This is a genomic window from Streptacidiphilus sp. MAP5-3 (assembly GCF_041262505.1).
Lineage (GTDB): Bacteria > Actinomycetota > Actinomycetes > Streptomycetales > Streptomycetaceae > Streptacidiphilus.
This window is the reverse complement of the sequence record NZ_JBGCCL010000002.1, coordinates 511965-531795: the sequence shown is the minus strand read 5'-3', so window position 1 is coordinate 531795 and position 19831 is coordinate 511965. Positions and strand designations below refer to the sequence as shown.

The 19831-nt window shown below is 71.0% G+C and carries 19 protein-coding genes; 11 read left to right on the top strand and 8 right to left on the bottom strand.

Going from position 1 to position 19831, the window contains the following annotated elements; all coding sequences use genetic code 11:
- Positions 1 to 97 precede the first annotated feature (97 nt).
- Positions 98 to 1018 (top strand): sigma-70 family RNA polymerase sigma factor, encoded by a 921-nt coding sequence (locus ABH928_RS06145; RefSeq protein WP_370062838.1) that lies wholly within the window; start codon positions 98 to 100, stop codon positions 1016 to 1018.
- Between the two features lie 25 nt (positions 1019 to 1043).
- Here ABH928_RS06145 and ABH928_RS06140 read toward each other — a convergent pair whose 3' ends face one another.
- From ABH928_RS06140 to ABH928_RS06130, 3 genes are all read right to left on the bottom strand, one after another.
- Complete coding sequence (locus ABH928_RS06140) at positions 1044 to 1943, bottom strand: polysaccharide deacetylase family protein (RefSeq protein ID WP_370062836.1); 900 nt, start codon at positions 1941 to 1943, stop codon at positions 1044 to 1046.
- Positions 1944 to 2046: 103 nt separating this feature from the next.
- Positions 2047 to 2685, bottom strand: a complete 639-nt coding sequence (locus ABH928_RS06135; RefSeq protein WP_370062834.1) for a maleylpyruvate isomerase N-terminal domain-containing protein — start codon at positions 2683 to 2685, stop codon at positions 2047 to 2049.
- A gap of 171 nt (positions 2686 to 2856) precedes the next feature.
- The gene (locus ABH928_RS06130; protein WP_370062832.1) at positions 2857 to 4173 is read right to left on the bottom strand and encodes an aminotransferase class I/II-fold pyridoxal phosphate-dependent enzyme; all 1317 of its coding nucleotides are present in this window, start codon (positions 4171 to 4173) and stop codon (positions 2857 to 2859) included.
- A 170-nt stretch (positions 4174 to 4343) separates the two neighbouring features.
- Here ABH928_RS06130 and ABH928_RS06125 point away from each other — a divergent pair, with 170 nt between their 5' ends.
- Positions 4344 to 4970 (top strand): FMN-binding negative transcriptional regulator, encoded by a 627-nt coding sequence (locus ABH928_RS06125; RefSeq protein WP_370062830.1) that lies wholly within the window; start codon positions 4344 to 4346, stop codon positions 4968 to 4970.
- Positions 4971 to 5056: 86 nt separating this feature from the next.
- Positions 5057 to 6013 carry a phosphotransferase family protein gene (locus ABH928_RS06120; RefSeq protein ID WP_370062828.1) on the top strand — a complete coding sequence of 319 codons (957 nt, stop codon included), beginning with the start codon at positions 5057 to 5059 and terminating at the stop codon, positions 6011 to 6013.
- 25 nt (positions 6014 to 6038) lie between these two features.
- On the opposite strand, the gene zwf is transcribed toward ABH928_RS06120, so the two are convergent.
- Together zwf and ABH928_RS06110 are read right to left on the bottom strand one after the other, a co-directional pair.
- Positions 6039 to 7403 (bottom strand): glucose-6-phosphate dehydrogenase, encoded by a 1365-nt coding sequence (gene zwf / locus ABH928_RS06115; protein ID WP_370062826.1) that lies wholly within the window; start codon positions 7401 to 7403, stop codon positions 6039 to 6041.
- Positions 7404 to 7593: 190 nt separating this feature from the next.
- Positions 7594 to 9177, bottom strand: a complete 1584-nt coding sequence (locus ABH928_RS06110) for a DUF4157 domain-containing protein (protein ID WP_370062824.1) — start codon at positions 9175 to 9177, stop codon at positions 7594 to 7596.
- A 448-nt stretch (positions 9178 to 9625) separates the two neighbouring features.
- Between ABH928_RS06110 and ABH928_RS06105 the strand changes: the two genes are divergently transcribed.
- From ABH928_RS06105 to ABH928_RS06095, 3 genes are read left to right on the top strand one after another with little or no spacing between them, the layout of a single operon-like run.
- Positions 9626 to 10057, top strand: coding sequence for a hypothetical protein (locus ABH928_RS06105; protein WP_370062822.1), 432 nt, complete (start codon positions 9626 to 9628; stop codon positions 10055 to 10057).
- On the top strand, positions 10054 to 11949 hold the full coding sequence (locus ABH928_RS06100) for a GMC family oxidoreductase (protein WP_370062820.1): 1896 nt from the start codon (positions 10054 to 10056) through the stop codon (positions 11947 to 11949). The genes ABH928_RS06105 and ABH928_RS06100 overlap by 4 nt, the downstream gene beginning before the upstream one ends.
- Entirely contained in the window at positions 11946 to 12776 is an 831-nt protein-coding gene (locus ABH928_RS06095) for a hypothetical protein (RefSeq protein ID WP_370062818.1), read from the top strand. Before ABH928_RS06100 ends, ABH928_RS06095 begins: the two co-directional genes overlap by 4 nt.
- 91 nt (positions 12777 to 12867) lie before the next feature.
- Here ABH928_RS06095 and ABH928_RS06090 read toward each other — a convergent pair whose 3' ends face one another.
- A complete protein-coding gene (locus ABH928_RS06090; RefSeq protein ID WP_370062816.1) occupies positions 12868 to 14355 on the bottom strand; it encodes a sulfatase-like hydrolase/transferase in 1488 nt (495 codons plus the stop codon).
- Between the two features lie 96 nt (positions 14356 to 14451).
- Here ABH928_RS06090 and ABH928_RS06085 point away from each other — a divergent pair, with 96 nt between their 5' ends.
- Positions 14452 to 15117: a TetR/AcrR family transcriptional regulator gene (locus ABH928_RS06085; RefSeq protein WP_370062814.1), complete on the top strand. Its 666-nt coding sequence runs from the start codon at positions 14452 to 14454 to the stop codon at positions 15115 to 15117.
- A gap of 67 nt (positions 15118 to 15184) precedes the next feature.
- On the opposite strand, the gene ABH928_RS06080 is transcribed toward ABH928_RS06085, so the two are convergent.
- Both ABH928_RS06080 and ABH928_RS06075 read right to left on the bottom strand, forming a co-directional pair.
- On the bottom strand, positions 15185 to 15703 hold the full coding sequence (locus ABH928_RS06080; protein ID WP_370062812.1) for an SRPBCC family protein: 519 nt from the start codon (positions 15701 to 15703) through the stop codon (positions 15185 to 15187).
- Positions 15700 to 16026 (bottom strand): ArsR/SmtB family transcription factor, encoded by a 327-nt coding sequence (locus ABH928_RS06075; protein ID WP_370062810.1) that lies wholly within the window; start codon positions 16024 to 16026, stop codon positions 15700 to 15702. The genes ABH928_RS06080 and ABH928_RS06075 overlap by 4 nt, the downstream gene beginning before the upstream one ends.
- A gap of 252 nt (positions 16027 to 16278) precedes the next feature.
- Here ABH928_RS06075 and ABH928_RS06070 point away from each other — a divergent pair, with 252 nt between their 5' ends.
- From ABH928_RS06070 to ABH928_RS06055, 4 genes are read left to right on the top strand one after another with little or no spacing between them, the layout of a single operon-like run.
- Positions 16279 to 17040 carry an enoyl-CoA hydratase family protein gene (locus tag ABH928_RS06070; protein ID WP_370062808.1) on the top strand — a complete coding sequence of 254 codons (762 nt, stop codon included), beginning with the start codon at positions 16279 to 16281 and terminating at the stop codon, positions 17038 to 17040.
- On the top strand, positions 17037 to 17903 hold the full coding sequence (locus ABH928_RS06065; RefSeq protein ID WP_370062806.1) for a CoA transferase subunit A: 867 nt from the start codon (positions 17037 to 17039) through the stop codon (positions 17901 to 17903). The genes ABH928_RS06070 and ABH928_RS06065 overlap by 4 nt, the downstream gene beginning before the upstream one ends.
- Entirely contained in the window at positions 17903 to 18652 is a 750-nt protein-coding gene (locus ABH928_RS06060; protein ID WP_370062804.1) for a CoA-transferase subunit beta, read from the top strand. The genes ABH928_RS06065 and ABH928_RS06060 overlap by 1 nt, the downstream gene beginning before the upstream one ends.
- On the top strand, positions 18649 to 19800 hold the full coding sequence (locus ABH928_RS06055; RefSeq protein ID WP_370062802.1) for an NAD(P)H-dependent flavin oxidoreductase: 1152 nt from the start codon (positions 18649 to 18651) through the stop codon (positions 19798 to 19800). Before ABH928_RS06060 ends, ABH928_RS06055 begins: the two co-directional genes overlap by 4 nt.
- Positions 19801 to 19831 lie beyond the last annotated feature (31 nt).

Here is a 19831-nt window from a genome sequence, read left to right as displayed (position 1 = left end):
CGGGATCCTTCCGATCATCCGCGTTTCTCGCGGGTCTCATACGATCGACGCGAGTCACGCGGCAAAGGTGACCGGAGAACGGGGAGACCGGAGACCCATGGGTGAGGACGCACAGACCGCGACGGCCGAACTGGCCGAGCGGTTCGAGACACTGCGCCGGCCGCTGCGCGCACTCGCCTTCCGCATGCTCGGCTCCGTCAACGAGGCGGACGACGCGGTCCAGGAGACCTGGCTCAAGCTCCACCGCACCGGTGCCGACGAGATCCGCAACCTCGACGCCTGGCTGCGCACCGCCGCCTCCCGGGTCTGCCTCGACATGCTCCGCGCCCGTGCCGCCCGCCCCGAGCAGCCAGGCGCGCATCAACTCGGCGCGCCCCAACTCGGCGGCGAGGAACCTCAGGCGGTCGGTGACGGAGCGGACCCGGAGCAGGAAGCCGTGCTCATCGACAGCGTCGGCCGGGCCATGCTGGTCGTCCTCGACGCCCTCGCACCGGCCGAGCGGGTCGCGTTCGTGCTGCACGACCTGTTCGCCGTCCCCTTCGACGAGATCGCGCCCATCGTCGACCGCTCCCCCGCTACCACCAAGAAGCTCGCCAGCCGCGCCCGCCGCCGCGTGCACGCGGCCCCGGCAGCGCCCCCAACGCAGGTGGCCCGGCAGCGCCGCGTGGTCGAGGCGTTCCTCACCGCCTCACGCACCGGCGACCTCGCCGCCCTGCTGCACCTGCTCACCACCGACGTGGTCCGTCACACCGACCCGATCGCCCTCCCACCCGGCGCGGCCACCGAGGCCCGCGGCGTCCGCGACGTCGCGGACGGGATCCTGGCCTTCGGCCGCCGCGCCCGCCACGCCGCCCCCGCAATGGTCGACGGCACCGTCGGCGCGGTCGTGGCCCCGCACGGCCGCCTGGCCATGGTCATCAGGTTCACCATCGTGGGTGACCGGATCGCCGCCTACAACGTCATCGCCGACCCCGCACACCTTGGTCAACTCACGCTCGCCGTACTCGACGAACACTGAACGAACGCCGAGCGCTTCGCCGGCTTCAACGCGAACTGAACTTCTCTGTCCAGACTCGCTGGATCAGTTTGTAGTCGATCACCACGATGCCCTCCTGGCGCAGGACTTCCCGGGCTTGAGGTGATGTCAGGAACTCGTAGTCAGTGCGTCGGACGAGCCAGCCGTCGTCAACGGCCCGCGAGACCTCATCGGCCAGGCTGGGATGGACAGCCCACTCGTTCAGACCACTGGGAAGATCACGTAGCAGCCGAGCATACTGGGCCGCTTTCCCCGCGCTGTCCAGGGAGAAGCTGTCCAGGAAGTCGTTGTCGACGGCCACCAGTCCTCGTCGCCGGACCACGTCTCGCCCCAGCTTCAGCCAGGTCCGGACCGCGAGGCCATACTCGCCGGCCAGCGCCAACGTCAGGTCGAAGATGTCGTCGCGTCCTCCGTCGGCCAGGCAGTGGAAGTCCAGATGGGTCGGAGTGAGCCCCACATCGGCGACGGCGTCGATCTGCGCGCGGAACTCCAGCTCGACCTCGTCGAGTCGCGCCTGACCCAGCAGAGCCGCCCGTCCAGCCGATGTTGGCGCGAACAGCTGACCCTTGTCGTCCAGCAGTGACGGCACTTTCTCCTCGCCGGCGAGCGGGCCCCATCGCAGCCGAGGCATCTCGCACACCAGCGTGAGATGGATCCCGAACCCGATCCCCGGTCGCCGGCGCAGACGCTGCATGGCATCCGACGCCGCCGGACACGAGGGCATCACGCTGCAAGAACTGGCGATCCCCTGCTCGATCGACTCAACCACCGCGGCGTTGATCGCCGGATACATCCCGAAGTCATCGCAGTTGACGATCAACAGTCGGGAATCCGGAGGAAATCCGAGTTCCTCGGTGGACTGAACGGACGGCCTCGGAGCACCGGAGGGGAAGGCATCTTCATTCATGCCCGCAGTCTGAAACCTCGCCAAGTCACCTGCACGGCATTTTCCCCGACCTCGGCCGAGCACTCGACCATCCCCAACCCTCGCCGCTCGGGTGGCGCTTGCGCTAGAGCGCCGAGATGGAAACAGGTGCGCGTTCGCTGCGGCTCAGTGCACGCAGGACATTGGTCGCGCCGTGCCGCCGCAGGGCGATCCGGGTGAGCAGGTCCACGACGGTTTCGACGGCAGGGACCGGGAACTCCGGCGTCGGCAACCCGACGCTGTACGCAAGGTCGTCGGAGTGGACGACGAGTTCCAGGAGCCGGCTGGTGATGAAGTCGTCGAGACCGATCGACCACGGCCCCCAGGTGGGGCGTCGAACCCGGCGATTCAGTCTGGCGGGCAGGCTGCCGCGCAGTTCCTCGACGCACGCGGCGACTCGCGTGGCCAGGGCGGCCGGACCCTCGGCTGCGTCTTCCTCACCGCCGGATCGGATGGCCTGGTTGAACGGCGTGTCGAGGTCTGAGCCGATCCAGCTGACTCGCGCGTAGTACTCGTGGATCGAGATGACGGGCTCGGTAGGTACTGGCTCTGCGAGCACGGTGGGGATCAGGAAGACCTGCCCGGCCAGGTGACCCGCCAGCCCCTGGACGCTGAGCTTCGCCAGCGCGGAGGGCTGGAGCCAAGCCTCTGCCACTTCCGGTGCGGCCAACAGGTTCGCCGCTGTGTCCGCCACACTCAGGTAGAGCTCCCTCACCTGCGTCACGTTGCCGTTCTCTCTGTCGCTGTCGGTGGGTGTCTGCCCGGTCCACCTCACGGCACGGGCGACGCACCAATAACGACAGATACGACATCAAGTCACATACCGTCCCCCTCTTGGAAGTCAGGTGGAATCTGTCCGGGGAACCCCGCAGTTGGACGCCGCCACCCACGCATGTCAGACCGAGCGCGTGCGGCGCTGGGGCTGGACGGACTCCGCGACGGCGTCGGCGAGTTCGGCGGCCTCCTCCGGTGCGAGGGTCGCCGTGGTGGCCCGGACGAACGGCGGACTGGCGAGGCGGTGCGGCTCACCGGCACGCAGCAGCCAGCCGCGCTCCTGCAGCGACCGGAGCGTCGTCGCCTCCTCCAGCACGGGGATCATCACGTTCAGCCCCGAGCGCCCCGACGCGGCCACCCCGCGTGCCGCCAGCTCGCCGAGCAGCGCCTCGCGGCGCGTCCGGTAGGTCCGCTCGGCCAGCCGGATCATGTCCTGCACGGCAGGGTCGGTGGAGAGTTCCAGGACGATCTGCTGCAGGATGTGGCTGACCCAGCCGCTGCCGAGCCGTTGGCGGCCCTCGACCCGACTGACCGTCATCGGGTCGCCGGCGACGTACGCCAGACGCAGGTCCGGCCCCAGGGACTTGCTGACCGAGCGGATCACCGCCCAGCGTCGGCGTCCGGTCGTGAGTGTGAAGAAGTCAGTCCCGGCCGTCGGGCCCATGTGGTCGTTCTCCACGACCAGGACCTCCTGGTGGCGCTCCAGCACCGCGCACAGTTCGGCCGCGCGGACAGCGTCGAGGGCGGCTCCGGTCGGGTTCTGGGCCCGGGGGGTGAGGACCAGCGCCGCAGTCTTCCCCGTCAGGGCCGCCTTCAGGGCGTCGGGCACGAGGCCGCGCTCGTCGACCGCGACCGGCACCGCGGTCAGGCCGCACGCCCGCACCAGGTCCAGCACGCCCGTGTAGCAGGGGTCCTCGACCAGGACCTGGTCGGCGGGGCGCAGCCACGCGGACAGCACCCGCTCGACCCCGTCCATTGCCCCGCTTGCCAGGCACAACTGCTCCTCGCCGATGCCGAGTTCGGCGAACTGGAGGGATGCCCGCCCGGCCAGCGCGGGCAGCATCGTGGGCGAGCTGTAGCCGTCGTGGCCGAAGTTCACGACGTGGGCGGCGCGGGTTACCGACGGCATCAGCTCGGGATCGGGATTGCCGTCGCTCAGGTCCCTGGCCCCGGCGGGGACCGCTCCCGGCACGCGGCTGATCAACGGTGGTCGGGCGCTGATCCGGGTGTTCCGGCCGACCTCGCTGGTCAGCACGCCGCGGATGCGCAGATCCCGATAGGCGGCGGCCACGGTGGCGGGGCTGATCTGCAGGTGGGCAGCGAGCGCCCGCACGGAGGGCAGCACGTCGCCGGGCGCCGCCTGCCCGTCGCGGACGGCGCGTTCCACGCTGTCGACCACCTCGCGTGAGGTCCGGCCTTCGATACGTACAAGATCCACGGCCGCAAGTGTACTAGTACACCGCCCGTGCACCGATAGGCGGGAGCGGACACCGAGATCCCGGCCCTGACCGCTTGCGGTCATCCCCAGACCCGGATTAGTGTTCCATGACACTTGAAGAAGTGTTCTAGCACGGTTGGGAAATTCTGCTTCTCCTGTGAGGACGTCCAGTGCTCGAACAGCCCCTCTACGCACTCACCGATCCCGACGAGCTCCGCTCGCTCATCGCCGGCCGGGGATGGGCCACGCTGGTCAGCGCCGTTCCCGACGGCGCCCCGGTGGTGTCGCACGTGCCCGTCATCCTCGACCCCGATCGGGACGACGCCACCGTGCTCGGCCACCTCGCCCGTGAAGACGCGGAACTGCACGAGCTGGGCCGACACCGCACGGTCCTGGTCTTCGAAGGCCCCAACGGGTACATCTCGCCGAGCTTCTACGAGAGCGGCCCCTACGTGCCCACCTGGAACTTCGTCGTCGCGCACCTGCACGGCACCCCCGAAATCCTCAGCCCCGACGAGACCTACGAGGTGCTGGACAGGACGGTCGACCACTTCGAGGCCGCGCGGCCAACTCCCTGGCGCCTGCCCGAGGTCGAGGAGTACGCACGGCGCATCGCCCCCGGGACCACGGGGTTCCGGCTCACCCCGAGCCGCGTGGTGGCCAAGGCCAAGCTCAGCCAGGACAAGCCGCACGAAACAGCCCAGAACGTCGTCAACGCGCTCCGGCGCGACGAGGACGTCCACCGCAATCCCGCACTTGCGGAGGCCATGTCGAAGGCACTGAGCCTGCCGGTGTAGCGCGCCGAGAAAGCCAGGACCTGCCCTGCGCCGCCCAGCCCTGCCCCGCACCCGTTGAGGCGAAGTAGACCCGATACTCTCCCCTCGTGATCACCAGTGAGGACCAGGGCTGGGCCGCCACCCGCGCGTGGGTGGAGCGGCGGTTCGCCGCCGGGGAGCGGATAGCCGACGTCACGCGCCTGCGCGGCGGCTGGACGTCCGAGATGCGACGACTGGACATCGTCGGAGCGGACGGGGGTGGGCGCGCGCTGGTGCTGCGTTCGTTCGTCACACCCTTCTACCGCCGCCACGCCGACGGCCTGCTGACCCGCGAGGCCGCGATCCTGCGCCTGCTCGCCGACACGGACATCCCCGCCGCCACCCTCGTCGACGCCGACCCGACAGCGACCGCCTGCGACCACCCGTCCCTGCTGATGTCCCTGCTGCCCGGCACCGTCCGCCTGGACGACCACGGCGCCCGGCACCGCGCCGACCTCCTGGCCGCCCAGCTGGTGCGCATCCACCGAGTCGGCGTCACTTCGCGGACGAGGCCGCGGACCTGGCAGCCTTGGACCTCCCCGGAGCGGGTGCGGCTGCCCGAGCAGACCACGCGTCCGGACCTGTGGCGACAGGCCGTCGACGTGATCCGGCAGGAGCCTCCCGCCCACCGGTCCTGCTTCCTGCACCGCGACTACCACCCCGGCAACGTCCTGTTCGACGGCAGCAGCGATGACGTCCGCATCAGCGGCGTCGTCGACTGGGTGGAGACCTCATGGGGCCCGGCCGACCTGGACGTCGCGCACTGCTCGACCGCGCTCGCCCTGCTCCACGGCGTTCCCACGGGAATGAGCTTCGCCGACCGGTACCTCGCCGCAGGAGGAGAGCTCACCGACGACAACGCGGCGCACCTGTACTGGCGCCTGCTCGACGCCCTCGCCTTCGCCCCCGACGCCGAGAAGGTCGCCGTCCCCTGGCGGGCACTCGGCCGCCACGACCTCACTGCCGCCCTGCTGACGAGCAGGCTCGAGCAGTACCTGCAAGCCCTCCTCGAACGCTACGCGTAGCCGCCGGCACCCTCGCAACTGCGGCTCAGGCGACCGGGTCGTGCCAGAGGTCGCCGCGGGGCAGGAGTGCGTCGGCCTCCTTCGGGCCCCAGCTGCCACGTTCGTAGGGGTGGACCGGCACCGCGTCGCCGAGGACGGGGTCGACGATCTGCCAGGCGGACTCGACCGTGTCCTGCCGGGCGAAGAGCCAGCGGTCCCCGTCCAGGGCCGCGCCGATGAGCCGGTCGTAGGGGCGCATGTCCGAGCCGGGCTGCTCGGCGAAGATCAGCTCCTCGTGCTTGGCGTGCCACCCGCCGCCCGGCTGCTTGCCCGCCAACGCCAGCCCGACCTGCGTCTCCGGCCAGACGCGGAACCGCAGCCGGTTGCTGACGGGTCCGGGCCGGATCCCGAAGAGGTCGTGGGGCGCGGCCCGGAAGACGAAGCTGACCTCCGTCGCGGTCACCGGCAGGCACTTGCCCGCGCGGATCACGATCGGCACGCCCGCCCAGCGCCACGACTCCGCGGCCAGCCGGACAGCGGCGTACGTCTCCGTCGTCGACTGCGGGGCCACCCCGGCGACGTCCCGGTAGCCGGCGTACTGACCGCGCACCACATGGTCGGGCGTCAGCGGACGGATCGAGTTGACGACCGCGGCCTTCGCGTCCCGCCACGAGTCCAGGCCGGTGCCGGACGGCGGGTCAGCCAGCGCGGTGGCGAGGACCTGGAGCAGGTGGTTCTGCACCACGTCACGGATCGCGCCGGTGCGGTCGTAGAAGGCGCCGCGGTCGGCGACGTCGAAGGCCTCGGCCATGGTGATCTGGACGCTCTCGACATAGGTGCGGTTGAGCAGCGGCTCGAAGACCGCGTTGGCGAACCGCGCGAAGAGGATGTTCTCCACCGGGTCCAGGCCCAGCCAGTGGTCCACGCGGTAGATCGCGTCCTCGGGGAAGAAGCGGTGCAGCGTCGTGTCGAGGGCGCGGGCGCTGTCCAGGTCGGTCCCGAACGGCTTCTCGACCATCACCCGGGCACCCTCGGCCCGCCCGGCGGTGGCGATGCCCTGCGCGATCCGGGCGAACAGCGGCGGCGGCACCTCCAGGTAGAACAGCGCACCTCCGGATGCCGGGCCCATGGCCTCGGACATCGCGTGGTAGGTCGCGTCGTCGCCCAGGTCCCCGTCCACGTAGCGCAGCAGGCCGAGCATCGTGCGGGCCGCATCGGAGTCGGGATCCAGGCCGTTGAGCCGGAGCGAGGCCGCAGCGTAGTCCCGGAACTGGTCCAGCCCCCAGCCGCTCTTGGCCACCCCGACCACGGGGACGTCCAGCACACCGCGTTCCACCAGCCCGACCAGCGCCGGGAAGGTCTCCAGCTTGGCCAGGTCCCCGGTCGCACCGAAGATCACCAGCGCGTCCATGCGATCACTTGTCGTGCGCCCCGCTGTCGTGCGCCCCGCCGCCATCCGAGCCTCCCGTGTGCCGTGTCCCTCCCCAGGCTCGGGGCACAGCGCTCAGTGGGCAGCGCGAGGGGGCCGCTCAGGTGACAGGCGCACCGGCATGGAGGAGGTGCCCCATGGGGAGGGGATTCCCGTACGCCTGTCCGGCGGATCAGAACCGAGGAGCCCGAGCCCCCGCCGCGATCAGGATGAACTGGGCGTACGAGTCGGCGTTCATCAGTGCCCGCTGACCCATGGCGTACCAGTTCGCCTGCCGACCGGACTCCTTGTTCTCACCGCTGTACTTGGAGGGGTCCCGCAGGGCGCGCTTGCCGATCATGTTCCGCTCGGTCTCCGCCGCCGCCTCGGGCATGGTGGCGGCCAGGCCGGCGAGGTACTCCTCCTCCTGCAACTCCGAGTCGTGGGCGCTGTACTGGTAGTCCAGCGTGCCCGCGAACCGGTGCGTCGCCTCATGGATGACGTACCAGGCGACCTGGCCCTCCTCCGTGAGGTTGATCGGGCCGCTGCGGCCCGTGTCCAGGGGCGGCAGGTCCTCGCTCTTCTGCTGGTTCGGGTTGGTCGCCCGGGTGTACAGGTCCTGCCAGCTGGAACCGACCCAGCCCGCGACTCCGCGCGGCACCTTCCCGTTGCCGACCAGGGTGAACTCCGCCCCGTGGGCGTTGAGCCCGGTCTGGATACGCCGTACGACCTCGGTGATGCGCGGCAGGAAGGTGGCGATCTGCTCGGGCGTCGCGGACCGGAACACCGGGAAGCCCGACTGAAGCCCCGTCAGCAGCTGGCCGCCCGGGTCGTTCCCCGCCGCCGCCAGCAGCGTCAGGGCCGTCGCGATGGCCTGCTTGGCCTCGACCAGGGCCCCTCGGGTCTGCGACTCGCGCTGCGGGTACTCGCGCTCGGGAATGACGCCGCTCTTGCCGAACTTCGCGTTCCCGCTGCTGTGCACCTGCCCGGTCGCGTCGTCGTAGACGTCCCCGTGCCGTGGTGCGCCATGGCCGTCGATGCCCAGCTGAGTGGAGGTGCGGACCTCAGCCCGGTCGTCCCTGTTGACCCAGCGGGTCTCCCGGCCCGAGCGGGGGTCGCTGAAGTTGGCGCCCTGACTGAACTCCCAGACCGTGCGCTGGACCGCCGGACCCCCGTGGGTCGCGTCGGCGCGAACGCCGGCCGTGCGCTGCGCGACGACGGACGGCGCGGTGGCCGCTCCCGACGCGAACGCGGCGCCGTCGGCGGCAGCCGCGCGCTCCGAGCCCTGCCCCGGGTCGGTCACCGTGACACCGGCGCCGCTGTCGTTGCCCGTCTCGCGGATCCCCCGGAGGTTCTTGTCGAGGTGGCTGGCCTCGTGGGCCAGGATCTCGGTGTTCCCGGCGGCCGACGGGCCGAGGAAGATGTGGCTGCCGATCGTCATGGCGTGCGCGCCGAGCGCCGCGGTGGCGCGTTGGGCGGTCGCGTTGTCGTGCACGCGGCCCGCGGAGAGGCCGTCGTTGCGGTAGAACGCCTTCGCCTTGGAGAGGAAGGGTCCGGGGAGCGGGCTGCTCGGCGTCGCCATCGCGGCGTCGATGAGGCTGCGACGGCTGGTCGGTTCGGTGTCCTCGGCGCCCCCGTGCGCGTGGCCGCGCTCTGCAGCCTCCGCACGCTGAACGGCTGGGTCCGCGTGCTCGCATCCCGGCCCGTGCTGGTGCCGTTCCTGCTCGACCACGCGGGCCACCGCGTCGTTCCCCGCCGCTTGCTGAAGGTCCAGCATCCGTTGGACCGGTGCCGGCGCGCCGGCACCGGCACCCGCACCGGTCCGGGTCGCTCTGTGACCGGCGTCCCGCTCGTTCGATGACCGGTTCGGCTTTCCCCGCGCGTGCATGACGTTCCCTTCGAACCCGCGTACGACCAGCGCCCCATCCTTACCGGCGCGCCGCCGCTTCCCGAAGGTCCGCAAGATCATTTCTCAGGGCAGCCCTGACGGTCCGTAGGGCGGGTCGACCTCGGGGCGGGCCGGGGCGCGACGCGGCAGGAGATGTCGATGTACGGCGTCCAGCCGCAGGACACCTACCCGCAGTTGGAGGGGGGCGCCTCCCCGACCGGCCTGCGTCGTGGGAGCCGCCGTGAGAGACGTCGTGCGCATGCGCATGAACAAGACCCGGATGAGGAAGGCTCCTGGCAAAGTAGTCGTCATGAGCATGAAAACAACGGGGGATGGAATGACGACCGTAGACGCGTTCCTTGCAGCGTCCGCGACGCTGACGGGCTTCCGCGAGGAGGAGTTACAGAAGACCGGACTGGTCGGGTCGTATCTCCTGCTGATCGCCGGAAGCGTCGGCGACCAGCCGTTACAGGGTCTGGTCGAGACCGTCGCCGCCGCGCCGGACCTCTCCCTGCTCCTGGCCGCCGCGGAGCGTGACCCGGAACTCGCGGTGCTGGCCCGCGCCGTGGCGCACCTCTGGTTCACGGGTGTCTGGTCCCCACCGTCCGGCCTCGGCCAGCCGTCCCTGGCCTCGCCGCAGGGCTACTCGCAGGGCCTGGTCTGGCGCAGTTTCGGCGCGGTGCCTCCCGGGACGGCCGGACCGGGGCACGGGAGCTGGTCGTCTCCCCCGCGTCCCGTCGGCCGGGGCATTCCTGCGGGGTCCCGGTGAGCGACCTGGATGCGCAGCGGTGGGACGTGGTCGTCGTCGGCGCGGGCTTCGCCGGAAGCCTGGTGGCGAAGCGGCTCGGCGAACAGGGCTGGCGGGTGCTGGTCCTGGAGGCCGGTCCTGGAGGCCCGGCCGGTGCGGAGGCGGAGGTCCGGTCGGCGGCCGTCGAGCGCTTCGGGGCGGCGCTGTGGAAAACACCCAACTCCCCCTATGAGACAAGTCGGTTCGCACCGTCACCGGACGTGACGGAGTTGGAGGGACTGACCGGTGGCGGGTTCCGCGCACACGGCTACCTCGAGCAGCGCGGCCCGCTCCCCTACGCCAGCGGCTACCTGCGCGCCAACGGCGGCACCGGGCTGGCCTGGACCGGGCTGACCCCGCGCATGCACCCGGAGGACTTCCGCTCCGGCGACTTCGGCCACGGCCGCAACTGGCCGATCGGCTACGGCGACCTGGAACCGTACTATCGGGCGGCCGAACGCGAGCTGGGCATCTCCGGAGACGCCGACGAACAGCGCGCCGCCGTCGGGCTGCCGTTCCCGGACGGCTACCGGTACCCGATGCGGGCGATCCCGCGCAGCCACCTCGACCAGGTCATGGCTGCTGCCCTCGACGGCCACCACGTTCGCGACCCCGGCACCGGCCGACCCGTGGCGCTGCGCGTGACCACCACGCCGCACGCCCGCAACGGCCTGCCCCACCCGGACGAGCCCGACCCCGGATACGGCGCGCCGTGCTCCGGGCACGCCAGTTGCGTGCCCGTCTGCCCGTCCGGCGCAAAGTACACGCCCCTGCGCACGCAGTCCCGCTGGCCGGCCAACGTCACGCTGCGCACCCGCAGCGTCGTCACCCGGGTACGCCTGGACAGCGACGGGCGCGCACGGGGCGTGGACTACCTCACCTATGACGGCGCCGGACCCGAAGGCGCCGGAACCCAAGGCGCCGGAACCCAAGGCGCCGCCCCGAGCGCCCGGCCGCACCACGTCCTCGCGGAGCTCGTCGTCCTGGCCGCACACGCCATCGAGAACGCCAAGGTGCTCCTGCTGTCCGGGGCCGCCGACAGCAGCGGACTGGTCGGCCGGAACCTGATGGACCACCCGGTCCTGCTGACCTGGGGATTGATGCCCCAGCAGGTCGGCGCCTACCGAGGACCGGGATCGACCTCCGGTCTGGAGGGGTTCCGCTTCGGCCGGGCTCGCGCGCACCGGGCGCCGTTCCGCGTCGAGATCGGGAACTGGGGCTGGACCTGGGCCCTCGGCCCGCCCGAGGGCCGGGTCGCCGAGCTGCTCCGCTCCGGCGGCCCGCACCGCCGCGGCCTGCTCGGCAGGGAGTTGCGTGATGCGCTCGCCGACCGGGTCGGCCGCGAGTTCGCCTTCCAGTTCGAGATGGAGCAGGACGCCGACCCCGCCAACCGCGTCGCTATCGATCCCCGCCACCGCGACCGCCTCGGGATCCCCCGACCGGTCATTCACTACGATCTCTCCGGGTGGGTGCGGCGCGGCGTCGCCGCCGCGAAGCACGTCTCCGACCGACTGTTCACCCTGCTGGGAGCGGAGGACCACACCCGCTTCGAGCCCGGCCCCGCGTGGCCCGGCTACTTCGAACACGAGGGCCGCGGCTACGGCTACCGCGCCGCAGGCCACGGCGCGGGCACCCACATCATGGGCGACTCGCCCTCCTCGTCCGTGGTCGACCAGTGGCAACGGTGCTGGGACCACCCCGGGCTCTACGCGGTCGGCTGCGGCTCCATGCCGACCGTCGCCACCTCGAACCCCTCCCTGACCATGGCCGCCCTCGCGCTCCGCAGCGCCGAGCGGATCCACCTGGACCTGAGCTCACGCCGCCGCGTCGTCACCGCGGGCGCGCACCCGATCGAAGGAGACCTCGCGTCGTGAACGACCGCCGCCCGCTGCCGCTGCCGCCCGTCGCCGCACCGTTCCAGCTTCCGTTCCACTACGGCGCGCTGCACAACATCGGTGTCGACTTCCTGACCGACGCCGAGCCGGCCCGCAAACTCCTCGCCCAGCGACACCCGGCCCTGGCCGCGGCCGACTTCGGTGGACGGGCCTGCGTGTCGGTCAACTACCAGCTCTACTTCGCGCAGTATCCCAACGGCGGGGGCATCACCCAGGAGATCGAGATCAACCTGATCGCACACCCCGCGGGCGAGGAACACCGTGTCGCCGCGATCGGCTACCAGGACTACGCCCGCGGGATCGACCAGACCAAACTGCTCGGCATCGCCCGGCTCCACGTCCTGTGCGACAACCCGCTCGCCATCGACGCGGGACGCCTGTTGTACGCGGAACCCAAGCACCCGGGCTCGTTCGAGACCGTCATGCCGTCCCTCAACGGCCCGACCGACCACCACGCGTGGTCCATCATCTGCAAGACCCCCGAGGGCGCTCCGCTGCTGACTCTCGACGCCGACCTCGCCGGACTCGACGGGGAGCCCGTCAACAGCGCCCCCGTCACCGGCTACGGCACCGACGCCGAACAGCGCCTGCTCGCCGGACCGATGAACGTCTACCACCCTTACCGCTACCACCCGCTCGACACCGCCACGGCCGACCGCGTCCGACTGACCGTCACCGCCCCCGACCACCCGGCCGGCGCCGATCTTCAGCTGCTTCTCGGGGACGCCGCGGCGGTCGGCGCCTGGACGTACCAGTCCGCGCCCGTCGCGGCCCACAACCGCCCCTACTACCTCCCGTCCCGGTAGTGAACCCTCCGGTGCGGTCCGGGCAGTCCGGACCACACCGGACCGCACCGGTGCGAGGCATGGGGCCCGGGCACCACCCGAGTGGATTCCGCTACTCCAGCGGCGTGAGGTCGGTGCGCTCCAGTGCTCTCAACTGCGCGAAGTGCTCGCGGACCTGCGCCCGCCGCCCGCGGTCCATGGCGAGGTTCACGAGTTCGTGGGGGTCCTCCTGGAGGTCGTAGAGTTCGTGGTCGTTGTCGTCGAAGTCGGCGTCGGGGCCGAAGCGCATCTGTGACGGCACGAGCTGCTGGGGACCGTCGGCGGGCATGCCTCCGCCCACGCCGAAGTAGCGTGCGTACTTGTAGCGCCCGTCGAACATGCCGCGGATCGCGTACCGCGTCTGCTGGATCTGCCGGGTGTGCACGGCGTCATGGGCGAAGAGCACGTAGTCGCGGACCGAGGCGGCCGGGTCGCGGAACAGCGGGGAGAGATCGGTCCCCCGGAACGAGGCCTCCGGTCGCGCGCCGGCGAGCGAGCAGATCGTCGTGGCCAGGTCGACGTGCGAGGCCAGGGCGTTCGTCACGGTGCCGGCCCGGGTGACACCGGGGATCTTCACGTAGCAGGGCACGCGCATGATCTCGTCATAGACGAACGGCCCCTTGGAGCGCAGCCCGTGCGAGCCGCACATGTCGCCGTGGTCGGAGGTGAAGACGACGACGGTGTCGTCCCAGCCCCCTGAGGCCTCCAGCGCGCCGAGCACCGTGCCGAGGCTCTCGTCAGCGAGGCGGTGCAGTTGGACGTAGTAGTCGAGTTGGCGCAGCCAGGCGCGCTTGTCGGCGGGGTCGATCCGGCCCCACAGGCTGTGCTGCTGGTCGTACCGCCACTGCCGCTGGGTGTCGGGCTTGGTGTGCAGGTCGTCCTCGAAGTTGGCGGGAAGGTCGCTGAACACCCGCTCGTAGGGCTGCTCGTAGGGCGGGACGGCCTGTCCCCCGCCCCAGTCGCCGCCGTCGAGGAACTGGCGCACGAAGTCCAGCATCGCCGGGTTCGCGCGCTGGTACTCCGGCTGGTCGATCGGGTACCACATGACGTCGTGCGGGTTGACCAGCGCGACGGTGAGGAACCACGGGTCCGGCGCGTCGGCGTTCTGTCGCAGCCAGTGCGCGGCGTTGCGGGCGATGATCGGGTCGAAGTGCACGCCGGTGCCGGCCATGCCCATGAAGTGGTGGTCGTTGCCGTCCCAGTCGCCGTATCCGTAGGCCTCCATGTTCGGGTGTGCCGAGGCGGACAGGTGCCACTTGCCGAGGTAGGAGGTGCGGTAGCCGGCTTTCCGCAGGGCGCTGCCGATGGTCGGGACGCCCGGGTCCAGCTGCGGCTGCCAGGGAAGGATCACGTTCTCCGCGACCTGGTGCTGGGTGACGTACTGGCCGGTCATCATGGTGGCGCGCGACGGCGAGCACGGGGACGAGTGGGTCCAGTAGTTGGTGAACTCCAATCCTTCGGCGAGCAGTCGCTCGCGCCAGGGCAGCCGCACCGTGGGCGGGATCCAGCCGCGTTGCCGCTCCTGGTCGGAGACGACCAGGAGGATGTTGGGCTTCTTCACGCGTGAGCTCCTGACGCGGTCGCGAGAGCAACGTTGACGCACCGTCAGTTCTAACGCGACTGCGTTAATCGTGCAAGATGCTCCACACTGGCCCGTGTGACTCCCGCATCCGACACCCGCGTGCGCCTGATCGAGGTGGCCGAGCAGCTCTTCGCCGAGCGCGGCATCCATGCCGTGTCCCTGCGCGAGATCGCGTCGGCCGCCGGCCAGCGCAACACCTCGGCCGTGGCCTACCACTTCGGCACCAAGCAGGCCCTGGTCGAGGCCGTCTACCAGCACCGCATGGCACCGACGAGCGAACGGCAACTGCGGCAGCTGGAACAGCTCGACGCAGAAGGGCGGGGCAAGGACCTGCGCGCGCTGGTCGAACTGCTCGTGCACTCCATGGCCGAGCGGCTGGACAGCCCCGAGCGGCCCAGCCGGTTCCTGCGCTTCGTCGTCAACGCCCTCTACGTGGAGGAGATAGCGCCGTACGACCTGGCCGCCCAGGAGTGGACGCACGGTATTGCGCTGATCCGGGCACGCATCGAGCAGGGTATGTCCGCGCTCTCGCTCTCCCCACGGGTCCGGGCCAACCGGTGGGAGTTCTTCGTCGGGCTCGTGCTGCACACCCTGGCCCAGCGCGAGCGACTCCTCGACACCTGTGCCGGCAGGAGCGGCACCACGCGCAGGAAACTCCCCAGCCAGAGCCTGCTGGTGGCGGACCTGGTCGACTCCGCCCTCGCCCTGCTGACCGCCGAGAGCTTCCCGACCATTCGGTGACTCCTCGTCAGTCCTCCCTGACCAGCACCTGGTTGACGGTCAGTCCGGCGGTCCCGCCGCTACCCACTCACGCCCGGTCCTCGGCAATCGCCTGGTAGACGGGCTTGAGTTCCAGCACCCGCTCCAGCCACTCGCCTCGTTCGCGTCCGGCCAGGTAGGCGGCCAGGTCTTCGGCGTGTGTCTGCCACCCGGCACCGTAGGCGGGGACGTATTCGAGCGGGAGGCCGCGTTCCTCGATGATCAGTCGGGTTCGACTGCCGACGGACGTGAGGTTCGCTTCCACGATGGTTTCGTTGGGCGTGCCCGGTTCGAAGGTAACCCGCAGGCGCCGGGGGGCGTCGCACACGTCGATGCGTCCGGGGCCCTCGTTGTCGCTGGTGAACTTCGCATGGATACGACCACCGAGGCGCAGCTCCCCGTCGACCACGGCGAGCCAGCGTGCCAGTCGGTCGGGGTCGGTCACCGCCGACCACAGGTCGTCGATGTCGGTGTCGTAGAAGTCTTCCATCGTCACCGCGCCCCTGCCGTCGTCGAGACGCCGCAGGCTGCCGATGATGCGGGGGTCGCGCCCGGTGGCACTGGTCATTGTTTGGCCTTTCGCTCTTGTTTTCCACGTGCGATTTCCGTGTGGAGATCACCCATGCGCCGTTCCCACAAGGCGCGATAGCGGCCTAGCCACTCGTCGAGCTCGGCCAGCGGCTCCAGGCGCAGGCTGTAGACCCGCCACTGCGCTTCCTGGCGCACCTCCACCAGGCCCGCCTCCCGCAGCACCCGCAGGTGCCGGGAGACGCCGGGCCGGGCGATCGGCAGCACGGAGGCCAGTTCGTTCACGGTGGCCGGGTGATCCCGCAACACTTCCAGTACCGTCCGCCGACTCTCGTCGGACAGCGCGTGCAGCACAGCGTCCATGGCAGCCAACGTACCCACTTGGGTACGTACCCGTCAAGGTACATGCACGCCGACGCACACCGAGGCTTCCAGCCAAGGCAATGGCGACAGGCGCGACACTCCGCCGAAGACCCCGGGGCGATGCCCGTGCCCACTCCTCCGGCCCCGCCGATGACGGGCATCACTCGTTCGGGCAGATCCGTTGCGGGCAGCCGTCCGCTCCCGTACCTTCACACCTAACAAATGTTTGGTTGAAAGGTAGCTGGTCGTCTCATGGCTGTCTCCACCTCGACGCCCGACAAGGGCGTGGCCGTCGTCACGGTCGATTTCCCACCCGTCAACGCCCTTCCGGTGCAGGGCTGGTACGACCTCGCCGCCGCCGTGCGGGCCGCGGGCGCGGACCAGGAGGTGCGCTGCGTCGTCCTGGCCGCCGCCGGGCGCGGCTTCAACGCGGGCGTCGACATCAAGGAGATGCAGCGCTCCGCCGGTCACGACGCGCTGATCGGTGCCAACCGCGGCTGCTACGAGGCGTTCGCCGCCGTCTACGAGTGCGAGGTGCCGGTGGTCGCCGCCGTCCAGGGCTTCTGCCTGGGCGGCGGCATCGGCCTGGTGGGCAACGCGGACGCGATCGTGGCCAGCGAGGACGCCGTCTTCGGCCTGCCGGAGCTGGACCGCGGCGCGCTCGGCGCGGCCACCCACCTCGCCCGGCTGGTCCCGCAGCACCTGATGCGCACCCTGTACTACACCTCACGCACCGTCAGCGCCGAGGAGCTGCACCGGCACGGCTCGGTGTGGCAGGTCGTGCCGCGCGACGAGCTGGCGGCCTCCGCGCTGGAGCTGGCCCGGGAGATCGCCGCCAAGGACGGCTACCTGATCCGCCTCGCCAAGGCGGCGATCAACGGGATCGATCCGGTGGACGTCCGCCGGAGCTACCGCTTCGAGCAGGGGTTCACCTTCGAGGCCAACCTGAGCGGGGTGGCCGACCGCCACCGGGACGCCTTCGTGACCGGCGAGGCCAAGGGGGAGGAACGTTGAGCGACAAGATCATGACGCCGGATCAGGTGGTCGCCCGCCTGGAGAGCGGGATGACCGTCGGCATCGGCGGCTGGGGGTCCAGGCGCAAGCCGATGGCCCTGGTCCGCGCCCTGCTCCGGTCCGAGGTCACCGACCTCACCGTCGTCTCCTACGGCGGCCCCGACGTCGGGCTGCTCGCCGCGGCGGGCCGGATCCGCGAGCTGGTGGCCGCCTTCGTCACCCTGGACTCGATCCCGCTGGAGCCGCACTTCCGCGCGGCCCGCGAGCGCGGCGCATTCGAACTGGTCGAGCTGGACGAGTCGATGTTCATGTGGGGCCTGACCGCCGCCGCCCACCGACTGCCCTTCATGCCCGGCAGGGCGGGTCTCGGCTCCGACGTCATGCGGGTCAACCCCCAGCTGCGGACGGTGACTTCGCCGTACGCGGACGGCGAGGAGCTGGTCGCCGTCCCCGCCCTGGAACTCGACGCGGCGCTGGTCCACGTCAACGCCGCCGACGCCCGAGGCAACGGCCAGTACCTCGGCCCGGACCCGTACTTCGACGACCTGTTCTGCGCGGCGGCCCGCGAGGCGTACGTGTCCTGCGAACGCATCGTCGACACCGCCGACCTGCTGAAGTCGGGCGCGCCGCAGACCCTGCTGATCAAGCGCTCCGACGTCACCGGCGTGGTCGAGACCCCGAACGGCGCCCACTTCACCTCCTGCCTGCCCGACTACGAGCGCGACGAGGCCTTCCAACGCGCCTACGCCGCAGCCGCCGCCGACCCGCAGGCCTGGGCGGCGTTCGCCGAACGCTTCCTGTCCGGGGACGAGGACGCCTACCAGGCCGCCGTCAGTGCTTTCCGTCAAGAGGAGCAGAATTGATGACCACTCGCGCCGAGTACTGCGTGGTGGCCTGCGCCGAGGCCTGGCGCGGCGACGGCGAGATCCTGGCCACCCCGATGGGCACCGTGCCCGCCGTCGGCGCCCGGCTCGCCCGGCTGACCTTCTCCCCCGACCTGCTGCTCACCGACGGCGAGGCGATGTTCATCGGCGACACCCCTGCGGTCGGCGCCAAGGCCGAGGTGGTCGAGGGCTGGCTGCCCTACCGCCTGCACCTGTCCATGGTGGCGGGCGGGCGGCGGCACGTGATGATGGGCGCCAGCCAGATCGACCGGCACGGCAACCAGAACATCTCCTGCATCGGCGACTGGGCCCGACCCGACCGCCAACTGCTCGGCGTGCGGGGGGCTCCGGTCAACACCGTCAACAACCCGACCAGTTACTGGGTGCCCAAGCACTCCCCACGGGTCTTCGTGGACAAGGTCGACATGGTCTGCGGCGTCGGGTACGACCGCGCGGCTGCCGCGGGGCCGGCCGCGAGCCGCTTCCACGAGATCCGACGGGTCGTCAGCGACCTCGGCGTCTTCGACTTCGAGACCCCGGACCGCACCATGCGCCTCCGCTCGCTGCACCCCGGGGTGAGCGTCGAGCAGGTTCAGGCAGCCACCGCCTTCCCGCTGGTCGTGCCGGACGAGGTGCCGGCCACCCGGGAGCCCACCGAGGCCGAGCTGCACCTGATCCGCGAGGTGATCGACCCGAAGCGGCTGCGCGATCGCGAGGTCCGGTCGTGAGCACCGACAGCGCACGCAGCACCGCGAGCTTCGGGACCGCGCTGACCGAGCTCGTCGGCGTCCGCCACCCCCTCGTGCAGACCGGCATGGGCTGGGTCGCCGGGCCGCGCCTGGTATCCGCCACCGCGAACGCCGGGGCACTCGGCATCCTCGCCTCCGCCACCATGACGACCGATCATCTCCGCACCGCGGTGCGCGAGGTCAAGGAGCGCACCGACGCGCCATTCGGCGTCAACCTGCGCGCGGACGCGAGCGACGCCAGGGACCGCGTGCGGATCATCATCGAGGAGGGCGTTCGGGTCGCCTCCTTCGCGCTGGCCCCCTCCCGCGAGCTGATCGCGGAGCTCAAGGACGCGGGCGTCGTCGTCATCCCCTCCATCGGCGCCCGGCGGCACGCCGAGAAGGTCGCCGCCTGGGGCGCGGACGCCGTGGTGGTGCAGGGCGGTGAGGGCGGCGGCCACACCGGCGCCGTCGCCACCACCGTGCTGCTGCCGCAGGTGGTCGACGCGGTGGACATCCCGGTGATCGCGGCCGGCGGCTTCCACGACGGACGCGGGCTGGTGGCCGCGCTGGCGTACGGCGCCGCCGGGGTCGCCATGGGCACCCGGTTCCTGCTCACCTCGGACTCCACCGTCCCGGACGCCGTCAAGGCCCGCTACCTCGCCGCGTCCGTGCAGGACGTCACCGTCACCACCAAGGTGGACGGCCTCCCCCACCGGATGCTGCGCACCGAACTGGTCGACGGCCTGGAGCGCTCCGGTCGGACCACCGCCCTGCTCCGCGCGGTGCGGCACGCCGCGGCGTTCCGCAGGATCTCCGGCATGAGCTGGTCGGCCATGGTCCGCGACGGCCTGGCGATGAAGCACGGAAAGGATCTGACGTGGAGTCAGATCCTGCTGGCCGCCAACACCCCGATGATGCTCAAGGCCGCCATGGTGGACGGCCGTCCCGACCTCGGGGTGATGGCCGCCGGCCAGGTGGCGGGTCTGATCGAGGATCTTCCGTCCTGCAAGGAGCTGGTTGAACGCATCATGACCCAGGCCGCCGAGACAGTCGCCGCCCTGGCATGTCCGCCACAGTTGCCAGCGTGCCGCGCAGCGTCCAACCCAGTCCGCCGGCCCGACGGCCAGGTGCTCCCACCCGGATGAACGGGTCGCGGCATCATCTGACGTGATGTCA